The organism is Streptomyces triculaminicus, from assembly GCF_017349075.1.
Classification (GTDB): Bacteria; Actinomycetota; Actinomycetes; order Streptomycetales; family Streptomycetaceae; genus Streptomyces; species Streptomyces triculaminicus.
The window spans coordinates 790,945-809,435 of record NZ_JAFMOF010000002.1; the positions used below are offsets into that span (position 1 = coordinate 790,945).

The 18,491-nt window shown below is 69.4% G+C and carries 20 protein-coding genes and 3 pseudogenes; 11 read left to right on the forward strand and 12 right to left on the reverse strand.

Features of this window, described 5'->3' with window-relative positions:
• Nucleotides 1-230 precede the first annotated feature (230 nt).
• Nucleotides 231-1,685: an MFS transporter gene (locus tag J1792_RS13605; protein WP_307842977.1), complete on the forward strand. Its 1,455-nt coding sequence runs from the start codon at nucleotides 231-233 to the stop codon at nucleotides 1,683-1,685.
• Between the two features lie 150 nt (nucleotides 1,686-1,835).
• Nucleotides 1,836-3,245 carry an NADP-dependent succinic semialdehyde dehydrogenase gene (locus J1792_RS13610; protein ID WP_086571731.1) on the forward strand — a complete coding sequence of 470 codons (1,410 nt, stop codon included), beginning with the start codon at nucleotides 1,836-1,838 and terminating at the stop codon, nucleotides 3,243-3,245.
• A 25-nt stretch (nucleotides 3,246-3,270) separates the two neighbouring features.
• On the opposite strand, the gene dhaK is transcribed toward J1792_RS13610, so the two are convergent.
• The 3 genes from dhaK to J1792_RS13625 all read right to left on the reverse strand — a co-directional run bounded on the left by dhaK (nucleotide 3,271) and on the right by J1792_RS13625 (nucleotide 7,003).
• The gene (gene dhaK, locus J1792_RS13615; protein WP_207247331.1) at nucleotides 3,271-4,263 is read right to left on the reverse strand and encodes a dihydroxyacetone kinase subunit DhaK; all 993 of its coding nucleotides are present in this window, start codon (nucleotides 4,261-4,263) and stop codon (nucleotides 3,271-3,273) included.
• Nucleotides 4,264-4,596: 333 nt separating this feature from the next.
• Complete coding sequence (locus J1792_RS13620) at nucleotides 4,597-5,976, reverse strand: FAD-binding oxidoreductase (RefSeq protein ID WP_086571728.1); 1,380 nt, start codon at nucleotides 5,974-5,976, stop codon at nucleotides 4,597-4,599.
• Nucleotides 5,977-6,025: 49 nt separating this feature from the next.
• Entirely contained in the window at nucleotides 6,026-7,003 is a 978-nt protein-coding gene (locus J1792_RS13625) for an antibiotic biosynthesis monooxygenase (protein WP_307842978.1), read from the reverse strand.
• A gap of 107 nt (nucleotides 7,004-7,110) precedes the next feature.
• Here J1792_RS13625 and J1792_RS13630 point away from each other — a divergent pair, with 107 nt between their 5' ends.
• Together J1792_RS13630 and J1792_RS13635 are read left to right on the forward strand one after the other, a co-directional pair.
• Complete coding sequence (locus tag J1792_RS13630; protein ID WP_086571748.1) at nucleotides 7,111-7,677, forward strand: nucleoside deaminase; 567 nt, start codon at nucleotides 7,111-7,113, stop codon at nucleotides 7,675-7,677.
• A gap of 89 nt (nucleotides 7,678-7,766) precedes the next feature.
• The gene (locus tag J1792_RS13635) at nucleotides 7,767-8,462 is read left to right on the forward strand and encodes an AAA family ATPase (protein ID WP_307842979.1); all 696 of its coding nucleotides are present in this window, start codon (nucleotides 7,767-7,769) and stop codon (nucleotides 8,460-8,462) included.
• A gap of 6 nt (nucleotides 8,463-8,468) precedes the next feature.
• Here the strand turns inward: J1792_RS13635 and J1792_RS13640 are convergent, their stop codons facing one another.
• Nucleotides 8,469-8,816 (reverse strand): thioredoxin family protein, encoded by a 348-nt coding sequence (locus J1792_RS13640; protein WP_086571723.1) that lies wholly within the window; start codon nucleotides 8,814-8,816, stop codon nucleotides 8,469-8,471.
• A 289-nt stretch (nucleotides 8,817-9,105) separates the two neighbouring features.
• On the reverse strand, nucleotides 9,106-9,279 hold the full coding sequence (locus J1792_RS13645) for a CsbD family protein (protein ID WP_086571721.1): 174 nt from the start codon (nucleotides 9,277-9,279) through the stop codon (nucleotides 9,106-9,108).
• Nucleotides 9,280-9,434: 155 nt separating this feature from the next.
• Here J1792_RS13645 and J1792_RS13650 point away from each other — a divergent pair, with 155 nt between their 5' ends.
• Together J1792_RS13650 and J1792_RS13655 are read left to right on the forward strand one after the other, a co-directional pair.
• Entirely contained in the window at nucleotides 9,435-9,605 is a 171-nt protein-coding gene (locus tag J1792_RS13650) for a hydrophobic protein (protein WP_086571720.1), read from the forward strand.
• Nucleotides 9,606-9,825: 220 nt separating this feature from the next.
• On the forward strand, nucleotides 9,826-10,248 hold the full coding sequence (locus J1792_RS13655; RefSeq protein WP_179198963.1) for a carboxymuconolactone decarboxylase family protein: 423 nt from the start codon (nucleotides 9,826-9,828) through the stop codon (nucleotides 10,246-10,248).
• Nucleotides 10,249-10,269: 21 nt separating this feature from the next.
• Here J1792_RS13655 and J1792_RS34010 read toward each other — a convergent pair.
• A pseudogene (locus J1792_RS34010) lies at nucleotides 10,270-10,347 on the reverse strand (GNAT family N-acetyltransferase); the annotation flags it as partial.
• 758 nt (nucleotides 10,348-11,105) lie between these two features.
• Between J1792_RS34010 and J1792_RS13660 the strand changes: the two are divergent.
• The 3 genes from J1792_RS13660 (at nucleotide 11,106) to J1792_RS13670 (ending at nucleotide 13,572) form a co-directional block, all read left to right on the forward strand.
• Nucleotides 11,106-11,291 carry a hypothetical protein gene (locus J1792_RS13660; RefSeq protein WP_143587725.1) on the forward strand — a complete coding sequence of 62 codons (186 nt, stop codon included), beginning with the start codon at nucleotides 11,106-11,108 and terminating at the stop codon, nucleotides 11,289-11,291.
• Between the two features lie 75 nt (nucleotides 11,292-11,366).
• Entirely contained in the window at nucleotides 11,367-12,419 is a 1,053-nt protein-coding gene (locus J1792_RS13665; protein WP_207247332.1) for a helix-turn-helix domain-containing protein, read from the forward strand.
• Nucleotides 12,420-12,738: 319 nt separating this feature from the next.
• Complete coding sequence (locus tag J1792_RS13670; RefSeq protein ID WP_086571716.1) at nucleotides 12,739-13,572, forward strand: SAM-dependent methyltransferase; 834 nt, start codon at nucleotides 12,739-12,741, stop codon at nucleotides 13,570-13,572.
• Nucleotides 13,573-13,636: 64 nt separating this feature from the next.
• Here the strand turns inward: J1792_RS13670 and J1792_RS13675 are convergent, their stop codons facing one another.
• Together J1792_RS13675 and J1792_RS13680 are read right to left on the reverse strand one after the other, a co-directional pair.
• A complete protein-coding gene (locus J1792_RS13675) occupies nucleotides 13,637-14,554 on the reverse strand; it encodes a helix-turn-helix domain-containing protein (RefSeq protein WP_086571714.1) in 918 nt (305 codons plus the stop codon).
• A 92-nt stretch (nucleotides 14,555-14,646) separates the two neighbouring features.
• Nucleotides 14,647-14,880, reverse strand: a complete 234-nt coding sequence (locus J1792_RS13680; protein ID WP_086571713.1) for a DUF397 domain-containing protein — start codon at nucleotides 14,878-14,880, stop codon at nucleotides 14,647-14,649.
• A 377-nt stretch (nucleotides 14,881-15,257) separates the two neighbouring features.
• Between J1792_RS13680 and J1792_RS13685 the strand changes: the two are divergent.
• Nucleotides 15,258-15,482, forward strand: a pseudogene (locus tag J1792_RS13685) (transposase family protein); the annotation flags it as partial.
• A gap of 55 nt (nucleotides 15,483-15,537) precedes the next feature.
• Here J1792_RS13685 and J1792_RS13690 read toward each other — a convergent pair.
• Both J1792_RS13690 and J1792_RS13695 read right to left on the reverse strand, forming a co-directional pair.
• Nucleotides 15,538-16,401, reverse strand: a complete 864-nt coding sequence (locus J1792_RS13690; protein WP_207247333.1) for a transposase — start codon at nucleotides 16,399-16,401, stop codon at nucleotides 15,538-15,540.
• On the reverse strand, nucleotides 16,361-17,098 hold the full coding sequence (locus tag J1792_RS13695; RefSeq protein ID WP_242645902.1) for a transposase family protein: 738 nt from the start codon (nucleotides 17,096-17,098) through the stop codon (nucleotides 16,361-16,363). The genes J1792_RS13690 and J1792_RS13695 overlap by 41 nt, the downstream gene beginning before the upstream one ends.
• A 259-nt stretch (nucleotides 17,099-17,357) precedes the next feature.
• On the opposite strand from J1792_RS13695, the pseudogene J1792_RS34015 reads away from it, so the two are divergent.
• A pseudogene (locus tag J1792_RS34015) lies at nucleotides 17,358-17,510 on the forward strand (IS5/IS1182 family transposase); the annotation flags it as partial.
• A 37-nt stretch (nucleotides 17,511-17,547) separates the two neighbouring features.
• On the opposite strand, the gene J1792_RS13700 reads toward J1792_RS34015, so the two are convergent.
• On the reverse strand, nucleotides 17,548-17,919 hold the full coding sequence (locus J1792_RS13700; RefSeq protein WP_207247335.1) for a hypothetical protein: 372 nt from the start codon (nucleotides 17,917-17,919) through the stop codon (nucleotides 17,548-17,550).
• A gap of 118 nt (nucleotides 17,920-18,037) precedes the next feature.
• The gene (locus tag J1792_RS13705) at nucleotides 18,038-18,460 is read right to left on the reverse strand and encodes a hypothetical protein (protein WP_207247336.1); all 423 of its coding nucleotides are present in this window, start codon (nucleotides 18,458-18,460) and stop codon (nucleotides 18,038-18,040) included.
• Between the last annotated feature and the right edge of the window lie 31 nt (nucleotides 18,461-18,491).

Here is an 18,491-nt window from a genome sequence, read left to right on the forward strand (position 1 = left end):
AGCCGACGAGCCGGATGCCGGGGCGCTCTGACCTTTGGTCAGGCCTCTGACCAGGTAGAAAGATCAGGTCGCTCCGTCCGTCGTCCCTGCCGCTCGGCGCACCGGCAACCCCCCCGGCCGTATGGCGCGCCCTTGGTTCAGGGTGTTCTCGCCTGCCCGGGCTGGAATCAGGAACGCGCATGAGAAACATTCGGGCGACCCGCGAGTTCCCCCTCGCATTGCGATTGCTATTGTTCAATCAGTTTGGCATCGACATCGGGTTCTACCTCCTGCTGCCGTTTCTCGCGGCATATTTGGAACAGGGCCTCGGCATGTCGGCCGCGCTCGTCGGATTCGTGCTCGGTGCGCGGAATCTCGGCCAACAGGGCCTGTTCATCCTCGGTGGTTCCGCCGCCGACAGACTGGGCCCACGAACGGTGATCATCACCGGGTGCGCGCTGCGGACCGTGGGCTTCGGCCTCTTCGCCTTCGGCAACTCGCTGTGGCTGCTGCTCGCCGCCTCCGTCCTCACGGGGCTCGCGGCGGCGCTGTTCTATCCCGCCGTACGCACCTACGTCGCACTGGAGTCGGGCGACCGCAAGGCCGAGGCGTTCGCGCTCCTCAACGTCTACGCCACCATCGGCTCGCTCCTCGGCCTGCTCCTGGGCAGCGTGCTGTTCCTGGCGGACTTCCGCCTGTGCGCGGTGGTGGTGGCGGGAGTGTTCGGCGTCCTGACGGTCGCCCAGGCGATGGTCCTGCCGACCAGCGGAGCCGCGCCCGCGGGCCCCTCGGCCTCGGTGCTGGGGGACTGGCGGGAGGCCTTCTGCAATCGCCGGTTCCTGCTGTTCTGCCTCGCCACCACCGGCATGTTCACCATGGAGAACCAGCTCTACCTCCTGCTGCCCGAGGGAGCGTTGCGGGCCTCCGGCTGGAAGGGCGCGGCGGGCGTGCTGCTGGCCGCCGGAGCGATCGCCAACATGCTGTTCCAGCTGCGGATCACCAGAGCGCTGGGACGCAACGGAGGCGGCACCCGGTGGGTGAGCTCCGGGCTCGTCGTCATGGGGGTCAGCTTTCTGCCCCCGCTGCTCGTCTGCGGCACCGAGCCGCCGGGGAGCACCCGTGAGGCGGTGGCGCGGATGGCCGTCATGGTGGCCAGCTCGGTCATGCTCTTCTTCGGCATCATGGTCGCCCACCCGACGGCGATGGAGATGATCCCCGGCTTCGGACGCGAGAGCCTGACCGGCACCTACTTCGGGCTCTTCTACGTCTTCTCCGGGATCGCGGCCACGGCCGGCAACGCGGTGGTCGGGCGGGCCATGGACCTCGGCGGACAGTTCGGCATGTACTGGCTGCCCTGGGTGTGCTGCCTGGCCTTCGGCCTGTCCTCGGCGGGCTCGGTGGCCCTGCTCTTCCGGGCCGGGATGCTCCCCGTGCTGCCCGCTCCGTCCGGAGCGCCGGTGGCCGAGGGCCCGGTGGTGGCCCAGCCGACGGCCGGCGGGTCGGGCGCGGCGATCGTCAAGCGGGCGGCGGGCCCGGTGGTTCCCATGGCCCCCACCGGCCCCACGTCCGGCCAGTCCCCCCAGGGCCCCACGGCGTCCCTGGACCCGACGGGCTCCGCCGGCGACGGCGTCCGGCAACAGGACGCGGCCCGGCTGCCCGGCCCGGCCCGGGCCTCCGACGACGCGGCGGACCAGCCGCCGCTGTGACGGAGGCGGCCGTCCGTGGTGAGGGAGGCGGTCCTCGGACCGCCTCCCTCACCTGTCCCGGAGGCGCCCGGCGCGCGCGTTCGGGTGACCGGGGGCGCCCCGGCGGGTACACGTCTTGCGCGGCGCGGCGGGGCGCCGCAGAGTCGAGGCATGCCCATCGCAACGGTGAATCCCGCGAACGGCGAGACGATCAAGAGGTTCGACGCACTGGGACCGGAGGAGACCGAGCGGCGCCTGGCCGCCGCCGACGCGGCCTTCCGCCAGTACCGCACCACCGGCTTCGCCGAGCGGGCACGGCTCCTCGAGCGTGCCGCCGGCCTCCTCGACGACGACCGCGAAGACATCGCCCGCACCATGACCACCGAGATGGGCAAGCCGCTGGCCGCCGCCCGGGCGGAGGCGGCCAAATGCGCCAAGGCCATGCGCTGGTACGCCGCGCACGCCGAGGAACTGCTGGCCGACGAGCTGCCCCCCGAGACCGATGTGCGCGACGCCGGGGCCGTACGCGCCCGGGTCCACTACCGTCCCCTGGGCGTGATCCTGGCCGTCATGCCGTGGAACTTCCCGCTCTGGCAGGTCATGCGCTTCGCCGCCCCCGCGCTGATGGCGGGCAACGTCGGGCTGCTCAAGCACGCTTCGAACGTCCCGCAGACGGCGCTCTACCTCGAGGACCTCTTCCGTCGCGCCGACTACCCGCAGGGGTGCTTCCAGACCCTGCTCGTGGGCTCCGGCGCGGTCGAGGCCGTCCTGCGCGACGGCCGGGTCGCCGCCGCGACGCTCACCGGCAGCGAACCCGCCGGCCGGGCCGTCGCCGCGGTCGCCGGCGACGAGGTGAAGAAGACCGTCCTGGAGCTCGGCGGCAGCGACCCGTACATCGTGATGCCGTCCGCCGACATCGCCCGCGCCATCCGCACGGCCGTCACCGCCCGCGTGCAGAACAACGGCCAGTCCTGCATCGCGGCCAAGCGCTTCATCGTCCACGCCGACGTCTACGACACCTTCGCCGAGCGCTTCACCGCCCTCATGGCGGGACTGACCGTCGGCGACCCCCTGGACGAGACCACGGACGTCGGCCCGCTGGCCACCGAACGCGGCCGCGCCGACCTGGAGGAGCTCGTCGACGACGCCGTGCGCCAGGGCGCGACGGTCCTGTGCGGCGGCCGGCGCCCGGAGGAGCAACCGAGGGGCTGGTTCTACGAACCCACCGTGCTCGCCGACATCACCCCCGGCATGCGCATCCACCGCGAGGAGGCCTTCGGCCCCGTCGCCACCCTCTACCGGGCCGACAGCATCGACGACGCCGTCGGCATCGCCAACGACACGCCCTTCGGCCTCAGTTCCAACGTCTGGACCCGCGACGAGGACGAACAGCACCGCTTCGTACGCGACATGGAGGCGGGCGGCGTCTTCTTCAACGGCATGACCGCCTCCCACCCCGCCCTGCCCTTCGGCGGAGTGAAGCGCTCCGGCTACGGACGCGAGCTGTCCGGCCACGGCATCCGCGAGTTCTGCAACGCCACCACCGTCTGGTACGGAGCGGAGCCCGGCGGCGGGGCGTGAGAACCGCCCCGCCGGCCACCACGCGTCAGCGGCCCCAGCGCAGCCCCGGGGTCTGCACCGGCGCGTCGTACAGCCGCAGCATCTCGTCGTCCACCAGGCACAGCGTCACCGTGGCACCGGCCATGTCCAGCGACGTGACGTAGTTGCCCACGAGCGTCCGGGCGACCGGCACGCCGCGCTCGCGCAGCGCCCGGTGCACCTCCGCGTTGAACCCGTAGAGCTCCAGCAGCGGCGTCCCGCCCGCGCCGTTGACCAGCACCAGGACCGGCCCGCCCGGCCGCAGGTCCTCCAGCACGGCCTGCACCGCGAAGTCGGCGATCTCGCCCGACGTCATCATCGCGCGCCGCTCCCGGCCCGGCTCGCCGTGGATGCCCACGCCCAGTTCCAGCTCGCCCGCGGGGAGATCGAAGGTGGGGCTGCCCTTGGCCGGGGTCGTACAGGCGGCGAGGGCGACCCCGAAGCTGCGCGAGGCCTCGTTCACCCGCCGCGCGATCGCCTCGACCCGCTCGAGCGGCGCGCCCTGCTCGGCCGCCGCCCCCGCGATCTTCTCCACGAACAGCGTCGCCCCGGTCCCGCGCCGCCCCGCCGTGTAGAGGCTGTCCGTGACCGCGACGTCGTCGTTGACGAGCACGCTGGCGACCTGGATGCCCTCGTCCTCGGCGAGTTCGGCGGCCATGTTGAAGTTGAGCACGTCACCGGTGTAGTTCTTCACGATGAACAGCACACCCGCACCGCTGTCCACGGCGGCCGCCGCCCGCACCATCTGATCGGGCACCGGCGAGGTGAAGATCTCCCCGGGGCACGCCGCATCGAGCATCCCCGGCCCCACGAACCCCCCGTGCAACGGCTCATGCCCGGAGCCGCCGCCCGACACCAGCCCCACCTTCCCCGCGACGGGCGCGTCCCGCCGCACGATGACGCGCCGCTCCACATCCACGGTCAGCTCGGGATGCGCGGCGGCCATGCCACGCAGCGCGTCGGGCACGACGGTCTCGGGGACGTTGATGAGCATTTTCACGGTGGGCTCCTTCAGTATCAGGCGGTCAGGTCGCTGACCCGCGTTTCCGCAGGCCAGTTGCAGTGAAGGGAGTAGGTGATCCTGGCGGGCTCCGGCGGGCTCCGGCGGGCGGTCGACGGTGGTCCCTGGCGGTACTGATGAATGACCTCATGCTGACTTCGCTGACCGTATATCAGCTCGGCGGGGGCTACTCGGCATGATGGCCCCAGGGTACTGAGACCGGTGCCCTGAGCTGCGATCGTTCGGGCCGGGCATCACCGGCAGTTCGGGGAAACGTCCTTGCCGCGTCCATAGTTGTAGCTTCGATCGTCGGCCCTGCACGTTCTCTGAAGGTCACGGTGCCAGGTAGGAGTGGAAGACGTTCTCCGGATCCCATGCGGCCTTGAGCTCCTGCAGGCGGTCCCAGTCGGCGGGTGCGTACGAGCGGCGGGCCCGGGAGACGTCCGCTTCCAGGTCCGTTTCGGCGATGTAGTGTCCGCCGTGGCCCGACGGATCGGCCGAGGTCATGGCAGCCTGCAGCCACTGCGCGTTGGTCCCGTCCGCGGCGGGCTCGTCCCAGACCGCGTAGCACACGAGGTAGGACGCGCCGAGCGGGGAGAAGGCCATGTTCCGCAGCAGAGCCGGGTCTTCGGAGACGGGCTGCACCGGCGCGAGGACGAGAGACCTGCCGGAAGGGGCGCGGGATATCGCGGCGGCCATACGGTTCAGCTGTGTCTCATAGTTCTCCCCCGACCACAGCGTGTCCGCCGCGTACCGGTGCGCCGAGGGCCATACCGCGTCGGCGCCCTGGTGCAGGCGGGCGAACGACGTCGGTTCGGGCGCCTGTAGGAGGACGGCGCTGTCGGCGAGGGGGCAGGACTTTGCCGGCGAGAGAGCGGCGAGTGCTTCCTCGTGTGTCGTGGCGAACGCGGTCATGCCGACCAGGACCCGCGGACCGGGCGGGGCGGTGGCGGTCGGTTCGCCGGAAGCCGTGAGGACCAGGGCCGTCTCGACGTTCGCCGGGAGTTCGCGCGCGACTCCTTCCGCCCAGGCTGCCACGGGGCCGGTCGCGGCCGGCGGGAAGGTGAGGCTCGTGGTCACGACGGCCCCCGGGTGGGGGTGCAGGCGGAGCCGGAAACGGGTGACGACGGCGAAGAATCCGGGCCCCGCGCCGCGGGCGGCCCAGAAGAGGTCGGCGTTCTCGGTCTCGCTGCACGTGACCGTCCGACCGTCGGCGGTGACGGCCCGGATCTCCAGGACGTCGGCGCATGACGGTCCCCACGCACGGGAGTTCCACCCGAGTCCGCCGCTGAGCAGGAATCCGCCGACCGCGACGGAAGGGCAGTGGCCCACGGGAAAGGCGAGGTCGTACGGGGCCAGTGCCTCGACCAGGTCCCCTCCGGTGGCGGCGGGCCCCACAGCGGCCGTCATCGCCCCCGGGGCGATGCTGCACTGCCGGAGCCCGGAGAGGTCGATGAGCAGGCTCCCGTCGCGGAGCTGGGAGCCGGACCAATTGTGCCCGCCGGAACGCGTCGAGACGCGGAACCCCTCGGAGCGTGCATAGGAGAGGGCCTCCGGAACGTCCCGCTCGGAGGCCGCCCGCACAATGGCCTCGGGGAAGCGCTCCGGCTTGCGTCCGTTCCAGACCGCGGCGGCCCTGGCGGTGTCGTACGCGGGGTCTCCCCGCCGGAGAAGGGCTCCTTCGAAGCGTGCTGCGGGAGAACGCCCGGGCATCGTGACCTCCTCCTCGACGGGCCGGTTGCGGCGGGTGGCGGGACCGGGGTCAGCGGGTGATCAGGCCGAAGACCACGATGAACAGGAGATAGCAGAGCGCCACGACCAGGGCGCCGGCCGCGTGGACGCGGAAGCCGCGCGCACGGCCGGGCACGAGCCAGAACGCGAGAGCCTTGTTCACCAGAGGCATCAGCAGCCAGGTCAGTGTGCTGACGCTCAGCACGTTGCCGATGAACAGGCCCACGTAACCCGGGACGCCGAACTCGTCCAGCTCGTAACCCACGGTCAGATTCAGCACCATGACGGTGGGATAGAGCGCCAGGACCACGGACATGGCCTGCTTCCAGTTCGGCGGAGCGGCGTCCTCTGCGCCCTTGCCGAAGCGGAACCAGCCGCTGAACGCGGAGCCGACTTTGCGTACGTCGTAGGAGGCGAAGTAGGTGCGCCCCTCCTCGAGCAGCTTGCTGCGGGCATCGGACCCGAGCCAGTCCTCGAGGTGCTCGCGGGAGTCGAACCGGAAGACGACGACCCAGCGGTCCTCCACCCCCTCGACCGGTCTGAACAACTCGGACCCCATGAATCCGGGAGCCTTCTCCTGCACTCTGAGGGTCTTCTCCTGCCAGCGCAGAAAGCCCTCTTCGCGTCCGGGCTTCACGTCGTGGGAGATGACGGCGGTGACGGTTTCGGGGGCCTGTTCGGCCAAGGAGCCGCCACGGAGCACCTCTTGCGTCGGAGCCTCTTCGATGAATCCCCGGCCTTCGGCGAGCAGTTCCCGCCGGCGGTCCGATTCCAGCCAGGCGGTCAGGTAGCCGATCCCGGAAAACCGGAAGACCGTCACCCATTCGTTCTCGGAGCCGGCGCCGGGCGGATACACCTCGGAGCCCTCGAACCCTTCGAATTCGCGGGCCGCGTCGTTCGTCCGGTTCTGCCAGCGCTGATACTCGTCGACGTGGCCCGGTCGCACTTTCTGCGAGGTCACAACGGTGGCGATTTCGGCCGCGGAGTCACGGCTTGCACGTGGACTCACGTGGAGTAGCCTAGTTCATATAGTATTTAAACGGCAAACCGGGCACTTGATTGCCTGCTCCGTGGGTCCCTCCGCAGCGGGAATCGACGCCGATGGGAGACTCCGTGATGGAACACAAAGAACTCATGACCGAGGCGGTACGCCTTGCCACCGAGTCCGTGGAGAACGGCTGGGGCGGCCCCTTCGGCGCAGTGATCGCCCGTGACGGAAAGATCATCGCGCGTGGCCAGAACCGGGTCCTCCTGACCGGCGACCCCACGGCCCATGCCGAGGTCGAGACCATCCGCAAGGCCGTGCAGTGCCTCAACCCCGAGGCGCCGTCGATCGCCGAGGAGCATCAGAACGAGAGCACCCTGGAATACGTCACCCGTCCCGAAGGCTCACCGGATCCCGTGCCCGAGCGAGCACGCATGCTCCAGGGCTGCTCCATCTACATCAGCGGCGCTCCGTGCCCGATGTGCATGAGCGCCATCTACTGGTCCCGGATCGATGCCGTCTACTTCAGCTGCGCCCTGGAGGACACCCGGCGCATCGGTTTCGACGATTCGTTCCAGTATGAGGACTTCGGGAAGCCGCTCGACGAGCGCAGGATCAAGATCGAGCAGCTGCATCCCGAAATCGGAGCCCACGCCTACGACGCGTGGACGAACAAGCCGAACCGGCACCCGTACTGAGCGTGTCGGTGCTTGGTGCCGGATTCCATCGGCCGGCGCGAGCACCGCACGAGTGAGAATCGCGGTCATGCCGGGTTCCGTTCTGAGGGGTGGAGGCTTCCGAGAGGCCCGAGCGCCGGTGGACGGCCCGTACGATGCCGGAGAAGTCCTGTCCCGCCGCGTCGCCGTTGATGAACTCCGCGTACATCTGCGCAGCCCGGTACCGGCCCGGGCACCGGACCACAGAGGTCGCGCAGATCGCGCAGGAGGAGATCACGATGACGGTGGGGCCCGATGAGGGCGACGCGCGACCGGAGCTGGTCGTGCTGGTGGGCCTTCAGGCGTCGGGGAAGTCGACGTTCTACGCCCACCGATTCTCCGGCACCCACGCGCTGGTCAGCAAGGATCTCTTCCGCCGGGCCCGGCACAGACAGCGCCGTCAGATGCGCCTGGTCGAGGAGGCCCTGACGGAGGGCGTGCCGGTGGTGGTCGACAACACCAACCCCTCACCGCACGAATGGGCGCCCCTCGTCGCGGCCGGCCGCGCGTACGACGCCCGCGTCGTCGCCTACTGGTTCCCGCCCGACGTCAAGGACGCGCTGGCCCGCAACGCCGCCCGGCAAGGCCCGGAGCGCGTGCCGGACATCGGCGTGTACGCGACGCTGAAGCGGCTCCGCAGACCTCGTCGGGCGGACGGCTTCGACGCGGTGTACGAGGTCCGCTTCGATGGTCACGGAGGGTTCCTGGTGGCCCCCGCGGAGGAGCGGCCGGCTACCGGCGTGATCCCCCGCGGGCCGGGGGCGTGACGCGGGTCATGGCCCGTGCCCGGATCCGACGGCGCTCGCCCAGCCGACCAGCTCGCGCAACGCGTCCGGGGCTGGAGCGACCACCTCGGAGAGCCTGGTGCCGTTGTGGAACACCATGAAGACGGGAACGGGGCCGACGCCCGCCTTCTGGGCGACGTCGGCCGCTTCGTCGAGGTCCACCCTGAAGAAGCCGACCGTGTCGGCGAACTCGGGCAGCTCCGAGAGCCTCTCGAAGACCGGAGTGATGGCCCGGCACCGAGGTGCCCAGGTCGCACAGAAGTTCACCACCACCGGTGTGTCCCTGGCGATGGCTTCCTCGTACTCCGTCAGGTTGGTCAGTGGCATGACGGCCATGGATCTCCGATCCCTCGGCGAACGACCAGACTTCCGCGGATCGCGGATTCGCGCCGCCGGCTGACCGCGGACGCACGGCCACCACCGTTCCACGAGTCCTCTCGCCACGCATGCCCACAGAGAGCACGCCTCGCCATGCGGTCACCCGTTCGAGTGCTTCCGGTACGCCGTGCCGCGGCGGCGACAGACGTGCGAAAGAGGTCCGCGCGGCGGACGAGCAGCCGCTCGTCCGCCGCGCGGAAAGGAGAGTTCCGAGTTTTCGCTCGTCCGTCCGGGGCAATTACTCCGGTCAGTCCTTGAGCGAGTCCTTGATCTTCTCCTTGGCTCCGCGAAGATCGCCCTTCGACTTCTCGGCCTGCCCCTCCGCGGTTTTGCTCTCATTGCCGACCGTGCGGCCCGCTTCCTTCTTGATCTTGCCCTTGACCTGCTCGGCTGAGGCCTTGGCCTTCTCGCTCGCGCTCATCGGGCAACCTTTCTCCTCGGTCATGGTGCGGTATCGCATCAGCTGCCCCGGCCATCGCCACGTAAACGAGAGCATTCGCGAACAACAGTCACGATGAAAAGCGCTGGTGTGCGTGCGGGAACGCGGGGAACACGTCATTTCGGAGGTTGATATCCATGGTTCCCCTGCTTCTCGTCCTGCTCCTCGCCCTGCTCCTCTTCGGCGCGGGATTCGCGCTCAAGGTCCTGTGGTGGGTCGCCGTCGCCGTCCTGGTGATCTGGCTCCTCGGCTTCGTCATGCGGTCCGCCGGCCCCGGAGGCGGCCGGGGACGCTGGTACCGATGGTGACCTGACCGCACTTCGTGACATCGAGGGCCCGGCGACGTGGTGGCGCCGGGCCCGCCTTCGTACCCCGGCCCGTCGCCCGGCGCCGAAGCTTGACCTGGAGCACGCTCCAAGTCCTACGGTCTTCTCATGGCCGGCGGAAACGCCCTCCCGCACAGGGAGCTACGAGCGGGGCCGACCTGATCGAACAGCTGCTGCCAGGGCAGCGAGGAACGGAGCAGACATGACCGCGAACGCCACCACCGCCGAGATCCGCCAGGCGCGCTTCGACCACGGCATGGACGTACTGACCCGCATCGACGGGGAGAGCGGGCAGAAGGTCATCGACTCCCTGGCCGACATCTCCCCGGAGCTCGGGCACCAGGTCGTCGCCTGGGCCTTCGGCGACATCTACGACCGTCCCGGCCTGGCCCCCCGTGACCGTCAGCTGGTCACCCTCGGCATGCTCACCGCCCTGGGCGGCTGCGAACCGCAGCTGGACGTCCACATCAACGCCGCCCTCAACGTCGGTCTCACCCCGGAGGAGATCACCGAAGCTCTCCTGCACTCCGCCGTCTACTGCGGCATGCCCCGCGCCCTCAACGCGACCTTCGTCGCCAAGAAGGTATTCGGCGAGCGCGGCCTCCTCCCCGTCACCTCGCGGTAACGCCGACCGGCCCCCCCGGCCGGCCAGGAACTCCTCGGCCTGCCACGGCTCGAGCGGGCGCAGCTCGGATCCGTCGTCGCCCGGCGATATCGCGTACATCGTCACCTTCCACGGTTGGGACCAGCGCACACGGCACAAAACGATCTCCTCACGGAGGCGTCAGGGCGCCGCGGGAGTTGGGGCACGCGGGGTATACGGTCTGTCGCGCGTCGGCGAAGAGGGACGCGCACCGCTTGGGGGTGCCTCTGCGCAGGTGATGCGGGTGCCGGAGCTTTGCTCCAGGCGTTTGTCTACGCGAATGCGATTTGCTATTTTTTGCATCTGCCCGTGCGCGCGCAAGCGGAACTGATATTTCGCCACAGGGGCCCTTCACTCACACGGGTGTACTTTTATGGCCCCTTCGCACTGTAGTTGATGGTTGATGCAGTCGAGGCCCACTCGACGGCTTCCGTGAATGATCGAACTTGATCGAGGTTGGGCAATCTGGTTTCGCCTATGGGGCGTTGGCGGTGGCCTCTGGGGCGGGATGGCGAAATCTTTTGATGTGATGGCGTCAACTCCCTTGACCCGGGCCCTGAGGCGTGCTCATTGGCTTGCATGGCTGCCACCGTTTGCATGGCGAGAACGATCTTCTCGTCCTTCTGTAAAGGTCGTGAACGCGAGGGCGCAGGTTGTATCGTCGGGATTACGGCCGTCATGAAACCTGTCGTCACATGAAACGACCCTGGGCTGCAACCCAGGGTCGTTTCTCGATGGCCGTTTCCCGAGGAAGGAAAGCAATGGCCATGCGAAATGACCGCGGACGTCGTACCACGTCCCCGGTCCTACCTCAGTCAAGCATGCCTCGCCCCGGTAGCGTGAAAACGCCCCCGTGGGCATGGGAGTTCAATCTGCCCGCGGACTTCGCCCTGATGCTGGTGGTTCTCGGCCTCTGGGCGGTCACCGGCGGACCCCTGCCGGAATGGTTACCGCAGGTGCTGGGCGGGGCGCACACGGGGGCGTCCGGTTCTGCCGTACCGCTGGTGAGCATCCGCCGCGGCTGACATGACCCGGGTGGGCGGTCGGCCGTCAGGCGTCCGCCCACCCACCGTGAGCGAGGACTGGTGGGGGAGGTGCGGATGGGGGCGTCGCAGGGACAGGGGCAGGGGCCGGAGCAGCGGACGTGCGGGGCGTGCGGCAAGGAGGTCGGCCGTCGGGCCGGTGCCGGCAGGCCGAGGGACTACTGCGACGTGACGTGCAGGCGGCGTGCCGAGCGCGACCGGGCTCGCGGCCGGCACCGGCCCCCGGCCGTGGACATGCTGCCCTCCGGGGCCTCAACGGCCCGCGAACTGCGCGACCTTGCATGGCGACTGGAGGCGGCGGAGGACTCCTTCGCCTCTCTGAGCACTCGCCTGATCCTGGCGGAACAGATCGTGGAGCTCGCCCGCTCCTACGCGGGTGCCGCAGTGCACGAGGCGCGACTCGAGGGCATGTCGTGGCGGGACATCGGCGCGGCCGGCGGCGTCAGCGAGGCGTCCGCACGGGCCCGTTGGAGCGAGATCCGACTCCTCCGCCTCGCGGCCGGGGTCGAGAAGGGGACTGCCAGCGAGGCGGCGGTCCTCCGCGAGCAGGAACAAGAAGAGGAAGAAGGGGAGTATGCGGTGCGCCCGCGTGCTCTCGGGCAGGCGTTGTCCGTGCTGCGGGAGCGCTCGGGGGTCGGCGTGCGGGAGGCCGCACGGCAGGCCGATCTCGCTCCGGCCGAGGTGCGCCGGATCCTCAGCGGGGACCACGTGCCCGTGTGGTCGATCGCGCACACGCTGACCACCATCTTCGGGGGCCGGCCCCAGGAGGCGCGCATCCTCTGGGAGGCCGCGCAGGGCATGCGGCGGGCCTCGAGGCTGTCCCCCGCGGACGCCGGCCGGAATCTCCGCCACGCGCTGCGGGGCCTGCACCTGGCGGCCGGCTGCCCCTCGTTCCCGGAGATCGCTCGCTCGACGGGGTTGTGCGCCGCGACCGCCGCCGGTGTCCTCACCGGCCGGGACCTGCCCGACTGGCCCACGACAGCCGCCTTGGCGGTGGGCCTGGGCGCCGGGCCCGAGCTCGTCCGGGGCCTGTGGGAGGATCTGGATTACGCCTGCATCGCCGCCGCCCGGTCCGCCGGAACGGCGGATGCCACCGCCGGTCTCCTCTAGGCGGGAACAAGCCACGTCATACGCCCGGCCGACGCCGGCCGGGACCGCCATGAACAGTGTCGTGCCCGCCCCATGCCCCGAGCCGGCGGTCGGTACGACCCGGCCGATCGCCCGGCGCCCCACCCCACATCGCTGACCTGCGGATTCATATCCGGCCCCGTCGGCCGCCACCCCCGTCCGGTATTTCTCCGCGCGTGGTCCGAAATCCACCCGGTGGGCCGTGAAGCCCTCTAACGGGGGACTACCCCCGGCAATGGGCCCTCTCTAGCATGAGCACTTCGATCGAAGCGGGACCGATCACGGTCGAAGGGGGACGGGGATGGTCCGCAGAGAGAAATACGAAGCTCCCGTTGTGGATGTGCACACACCGAGCGTCGCGCGTATGTACGACTGGTTATTGGGGGGAGTCGACAACTATCTTTCCGACCGGCAGGCGTGTGCCCAGCTCCTGGAGTTCGCGCCCAGCTCACAATCACTGGCCCGGCACAACCGGGCCTTTTTGCGTCGTATCGTCAGGGTGCTGGTCGAGCAATACGGTGTCGAGCAGTTCATCGATCACGGGTCGGGGCTGCCGACCCAGGACAATGTGCACCAGGTCGCCCAGCGCATCAACAAGGACTGTCGCGTGGTGTACGTCGACAACGACCCGATGGTCCTCGCGCACGGCCGCACGGCGCTGGAGGAGAATTCCAACACCGCCGTGATCCAGGCCGACATGCGGGACACCGGGCGCATCTTCGGCCATGCGGAGACGCGACGGCTCGTCCGGCCCGGTCGTCGCACCGCGGCACTGTTCGTCTCGGTCCTGCACTGCATCCCGGACACCGACGACGACCGCGACCCCGCTGCTCTCGTCCGCCGGGTGGCGGACGAACTCCGGGCCCTGGGGCCGGGGAACCTCGTGGTCATCTGTCAGCTCGTCAGCGACGACCCGGCCGTACGGGAGAACGTGACGCGGCTGATGGCGGAGAAGACGGGGGGCGCCTGGGGGCGCGTACGCGAGCGCGGCGAGGTCGAGGCGTACTTCCAGGGGCTCCAGGTCCTCGATCCGGGGCTCGTCGACGTCATCGACTGGCGCCCGGACTCCCCGCCTCCACCGGCTGAACTCCGCCCTCCGGACTGGGTGGAGTGGGGCGGCCTCGCCCGGGTCTGAACCGCGCGGAGCCTGGTGGGAGCCGGGTGGACGCGCGCACCGGGCGGACGCGCACCCGGCGGCGTCAGGGCCGGCGGCCCCGGCATCGCTCGATCGCCGAGGAGAGGAGTTCGTTGCTCGCGTCCCTGTGGGCGGCGGCTCCCATCAGCCGGTCGAGCACGTAGCGGTACTGGTCGATCTCCTTGGGCCGCGTCAGGTACTGGGCGCTGTCGATGTGCTCCACGTACACCAGCTCCGCCGGGCCGCCGTCGTCGAAGTGCAGATGCGTGATGGGATACGCCGGAGTCACGTCCACCCCGCTGTCGAAGGGCACGACGCGGATGTTGACGCGGTCGCGCGCGGCGAGCTCCTGGAGGTGTGCGAGCTGCTGCTCCATCACCTCGGGGCCGCCGACGCGGCGGTGGAGGACCGCCTCGTCGAGCAGGGCGACGATCGAGGGGCGGGATTCGTCGAGGATGCGCTGCCGGCCGACGCGCAGGCCGACCCGCCTCTTGATCTCTTCCTCCGTGGCATCCGGCATGGCGGCGGCGACCAGGACGCGGGCGTAGGCCTGTGTCTGCAGCAGGCCCGGCACCACGTGCGTCTCGTAGGTGCGGATCCGCGCCGCCGTGCCCTCGAGGCTGATGAGCCGCTTCAGGAAGCCCGGCGTGACGTCGAGGTACTGCTGCCACCACTCCTCGTTGCGCGTCTGCTGCACCAGGCCTTCGATCTCCCGCGCCAGCTCGGGCGATACGCCGTAGTACTGCAGGAGATCGTGGATGTCGCGGTCCTTGGGCGGGCTCTCTCCGCGCTCCAGCCGGCTCACCTTGGACACCGAGCCCCGGATGACGGGGGCCACGTCCTTCAGGCCCAGGCCGCGCTCCTGCCGCAGTCGCCGGAGCTGGTCGCCCAACAGGCGTGCCGCACCGGCCTGTTTCGGATCGCGCTTCAAGGCGATCACCGAACCGGCGGCGCTTTCCCCGGACTTGGGAACGGCGGACATCCAGACTCCCGCTGAGAGGCTGACACGAACGACAGTCCCAGTCTGGAGGCTGGATGCCCGCCCCACCAACCTTTGGCCTAAGCCTCAGGGCATCACACCGTCAAGTGATCGAACTCCGACCCCTTGGCGCCCTTCAGGAAGGCCACGATCTCCTCGCGGGTGTAGATCAGGGCCACGCCGTCGGGGTAGCGCGAGTTACGCATCGCCACCTCGCCGCCGGGCAGCTTCGCCAGCTCCACGCAGTTGCCCTGCCCCACGCTCGCACTGCTCTTGACCCACTGCACACCCTCGATACTTCCGGCGGGGACGCTGTTGTCGAACACCATGAAGTGACCTCGTTCCTTCGCTCTCGGGGCCCACGTCGGGCGACGTGATCCAGATGAGGGACGGTCGCCATGCAAGATCGCCGATTCTCATATGCGATCGCATGAGCGGCGATTGGTGAGAATGCTAGGGCAGGGGCCGTCGGCAGTGGTGTCCCCCGAAAGTGTGTGATTAAAGGACGTGCGGCGGTTTCTGGCGAGTGCCCTCCGGTGTCAGGGGCTGACTGCCGCGGCCGGCGATGCCGCTGCGGAGGACCGGGCGCGGAAGGCCCTTCGGCGCCGGCGGCAGGAGTACCGACGGTTCAAACAGGTGCACTGGGTGAAGAGCATTGGCTGGACTGGGGTGGTGACCGGCAGCGGGGCGGCGGGCGTGGCAGACCATCTCCGCTCAGCACCGGGAACTCGTAGAGGTGTTGACCGGGCTCCGCTCGCACCAGTTCCAGCGGCTGGTGCGAGCGGCCCGCCGTGCGGACGCCAAGGCACTCGGCCCGGACAGGCCGGGTCGGCCGTGGGTGCTGACGTTTGAGGACCGGGTGCTGCTGGTGGCGGTGTACTGCCGCACCAATCTCACGATGCGGCAGCCGGCGCCGTGGTTCGCGATCTCAACTGATAGGGCTCCTTGAAAATTGGTTCTGACCCGCGATTGCGTGAAGGCCATGATCAGGTGAGGATCCGGGTCCGGAGGAGCTCGAAGAAGGCCCGGCCATACATTGCTCTCTTGAGCGTTTTCACCCGGTTCACGTGGCCTTCGGCGACGCCTGAGCTGCAGGGCAGGGTGAGTCCGGCAGTGACGGCGTCGAGGTCGCGGCGGAGGAAGCCGGCGAAGCCGCTCATGGGTTTCGGGGCGTCCTGTTCGGCCTGGCGGATCCACTCCAGCAGGAAGTGTCCACGCTGGTGGCGGACGAGGTCGGCGAAGGTGCGGGCGAGGTCGCAGGCCCGGGCGATGTCCGGGCAGGCGAGCCGGACCTGAAGTAGTCGTTCCTCCTGGCTCTCGGTGAGTGTCTCGCGGGGCCGCATGATCCATGAGGTGATCTTGCGAGGGCTGGGGATGTCTGCGCGGATGGGTTCGGCGGTTCCTTCTCGGAGGGCGGCGAGGTGCCAGCGGACAACGACGCGGCTTCCGCGGTAACCGCGTTCTTGAATCTCCAGGAACAGTCGGCTGCCGCTGACCTCGCCTGATGTATCGGTGAAGCGAGCGTTGAGGTAGGGCTTGAACGGCTTCAGCACGTTCCTTGGGCGCCGGTAGTTGGCGGAGGCGAGGAGCTCGTCGAGGTCGGTGTCGCGGAAGCGCCGGACCGTCTTGCGGTCCAGGTGCAGGCGGCGGGTGATGGCGCTGATGGTCCAGCCTGCGTCGACAAGCCGGTGGATGTCTGTGTAACGGTGGCGGGTCCGCTCGATCATCTGCGTGCTGGGCAGCCCGGCCGGCGGCAGCTCGATGGGCTTCGGCTCCGGAGGCTTCTCCCCGGACTCCTCATCCGCCCGTTTACGCAGGCAGAGGCGGTGTTGGTGACAGGTCTTCTCCACCGCGGCCGAAAAATTCTGAAGCAGATGCCACCTGTCGGCGACCTCCAGGGCGCCGGGGGCGGCTTCCTTCCGCGCGGGTGTAGGCAGAGGCCCGGTCCCGGCAGATGATCTCGGCCCCGGGGTGCTGTCGCAGCCAGGTGGCGAACGTCTCCGAGGTGCGGTCGGGCAGCACGTCCACCACTGTCCCGGCTTCAACATCAACCAGGATCGTGCCGTAGGTGCAGCCTCTGCGGAACGCGAACTCGTCGACGCCCAGCACCCGCGGGGACCGTTCCGGCACTGGCGGTGCCTCGAGCAGGTCCAGCAGCCGAGTCCGGCCGGCTGCCAGCCGTAATCGTCGACAGAGCCGTTCGCCGGCACGGCCGCCGAGTTCGGCCGCGATGGACCGCAGCCACCCCTTCAGCCCGATGCTGGAGCGACGATATCGCTCGGTCAGGCCGTCGATCTGCTCGGCGAACGTCTTCCGCGAACAGTTCCTGCAGAAGTACCTCCGGACCCGGAGCCGCACGACGACGCGCTGGGACCCGACCGGCCGCTCGGAGAGCCGTCGTTGGTACGAGCTGTGCACCCGGCTCGCCCGGCGCCGGCAGTCCGGGCACCGGCCCGGACGGGCTCGTGGGCACCGCCTCCACCACAAGCCCGTCCGGAGCCGGACTGACGCGTTCCACTCGCACACCCAGCCCGGCGAACAGCACATCCTCGACCACGTTGACCGTCACGGAGGACAACACTCCGAAGAAACGATCTTGCGTTCCCGCCGCTGACCTGGGGATTCACGGAACTCCGGTCAGAACCAATTTCGCTGATCCCCATCACCACGGCGGCCGTCGGCCGAGTCATCAGCCGACACGGCCCGCTGCCGGCCCTGGCTACGGCCAGGCGCAAGCCAGGCCGTCAGCAAGGTCTCATCGTGGACGGCACCTTGGTGCCCACCCGGTACCGGCCGGAACAACACAAACACCACCCACCGGCGCGTCCGGGCTCGGGTCGAGCACGCCTTCGCCCGCATGAAGAACTGGAAGTTCCTGCGGGACTGCCGGCTGGAGGGCGAGGGCTTGTTCTGGGCCGCCAGCAGCATTGCCCACATGCACAACCTCGCCCTTGCCGGGACAGGTCGAAGCCCCGGACGCCGGACTCGGAGGCGGCCTACTTCTGCGCGACGATCCGGATGGCCGCGGCGGGATCAACGCTCGCAGTCTTTCTGTCTGCCGTGCCGGCCACCAGCTGTCGCAGTGCGTCCAGGCGGGCGGGGTCCAGGGACAGGTTGTACGGCACTCTCTCCCCGGACGCAGTATCCGCCGTCAGGGGGGTGAGCTCGCAGACGTCCCCAGGACTCATGAGGAGCAGGGTCACTTTCTCCCCGGCACTGACCTTCTCCAGCTGCGAGCCGTCGAGGGCCTGGCCCGGAAGCGCCAGGACTTCGGGCGCGAACCCCAGTGGTGTCACCTGGATGCGGTCCTTGTCGAACCGGCTGACGACGACCGGCCCTTCCTGTGAGCTGCCCGCCCAGTGCGTCATCCCAACCTGATCGGGGAGTGTGGTGCCCGGGAGGTGGGCGGCCTGCGCCGCCCACCCCCCACAACGACGGCTAGGTGCACAGACCATGATGGGTCCGACGCCGCAGACAGGCGGTCCTTCAGGCGGCGAAGCTCCCCGTGGACTGCGCGTCCGATTTGAAATGGAACCAGAAGCGGGTGCCGTTCGAGACGTTGGCCGAGATCACGGTCCACTCATCTCCGGTGGCTAGCGTGTAGGAACTCTGGCAGGTGGAACCTCCCGAACTCGGCAGGAAGCACACCTTGACGTAGCGGCTGGTGTTGGGTCTGATGCTGATGCCAGCGCAGTTGCTCGTGGTCGTGAGCACGCCGCTTCCGGTCGGGTAGGCGTATGACCCCGCCGGTTTGAAATATGCCTTCGCGCTGTCGTAGCAGGCCTGAACATCGGCCCCACCCTGCGCCGCGGTGGCCGCCGCGGCAGGGGTGGCACCGCCCGTAAGAGCACCGGCCGACAGCAGTAACCCGCACGCGGCCAAGGCGACCCGCTTGTTGCTCTTCTGCATGATCTCCCGTTTCCCTTCCGACCGGAGAAAT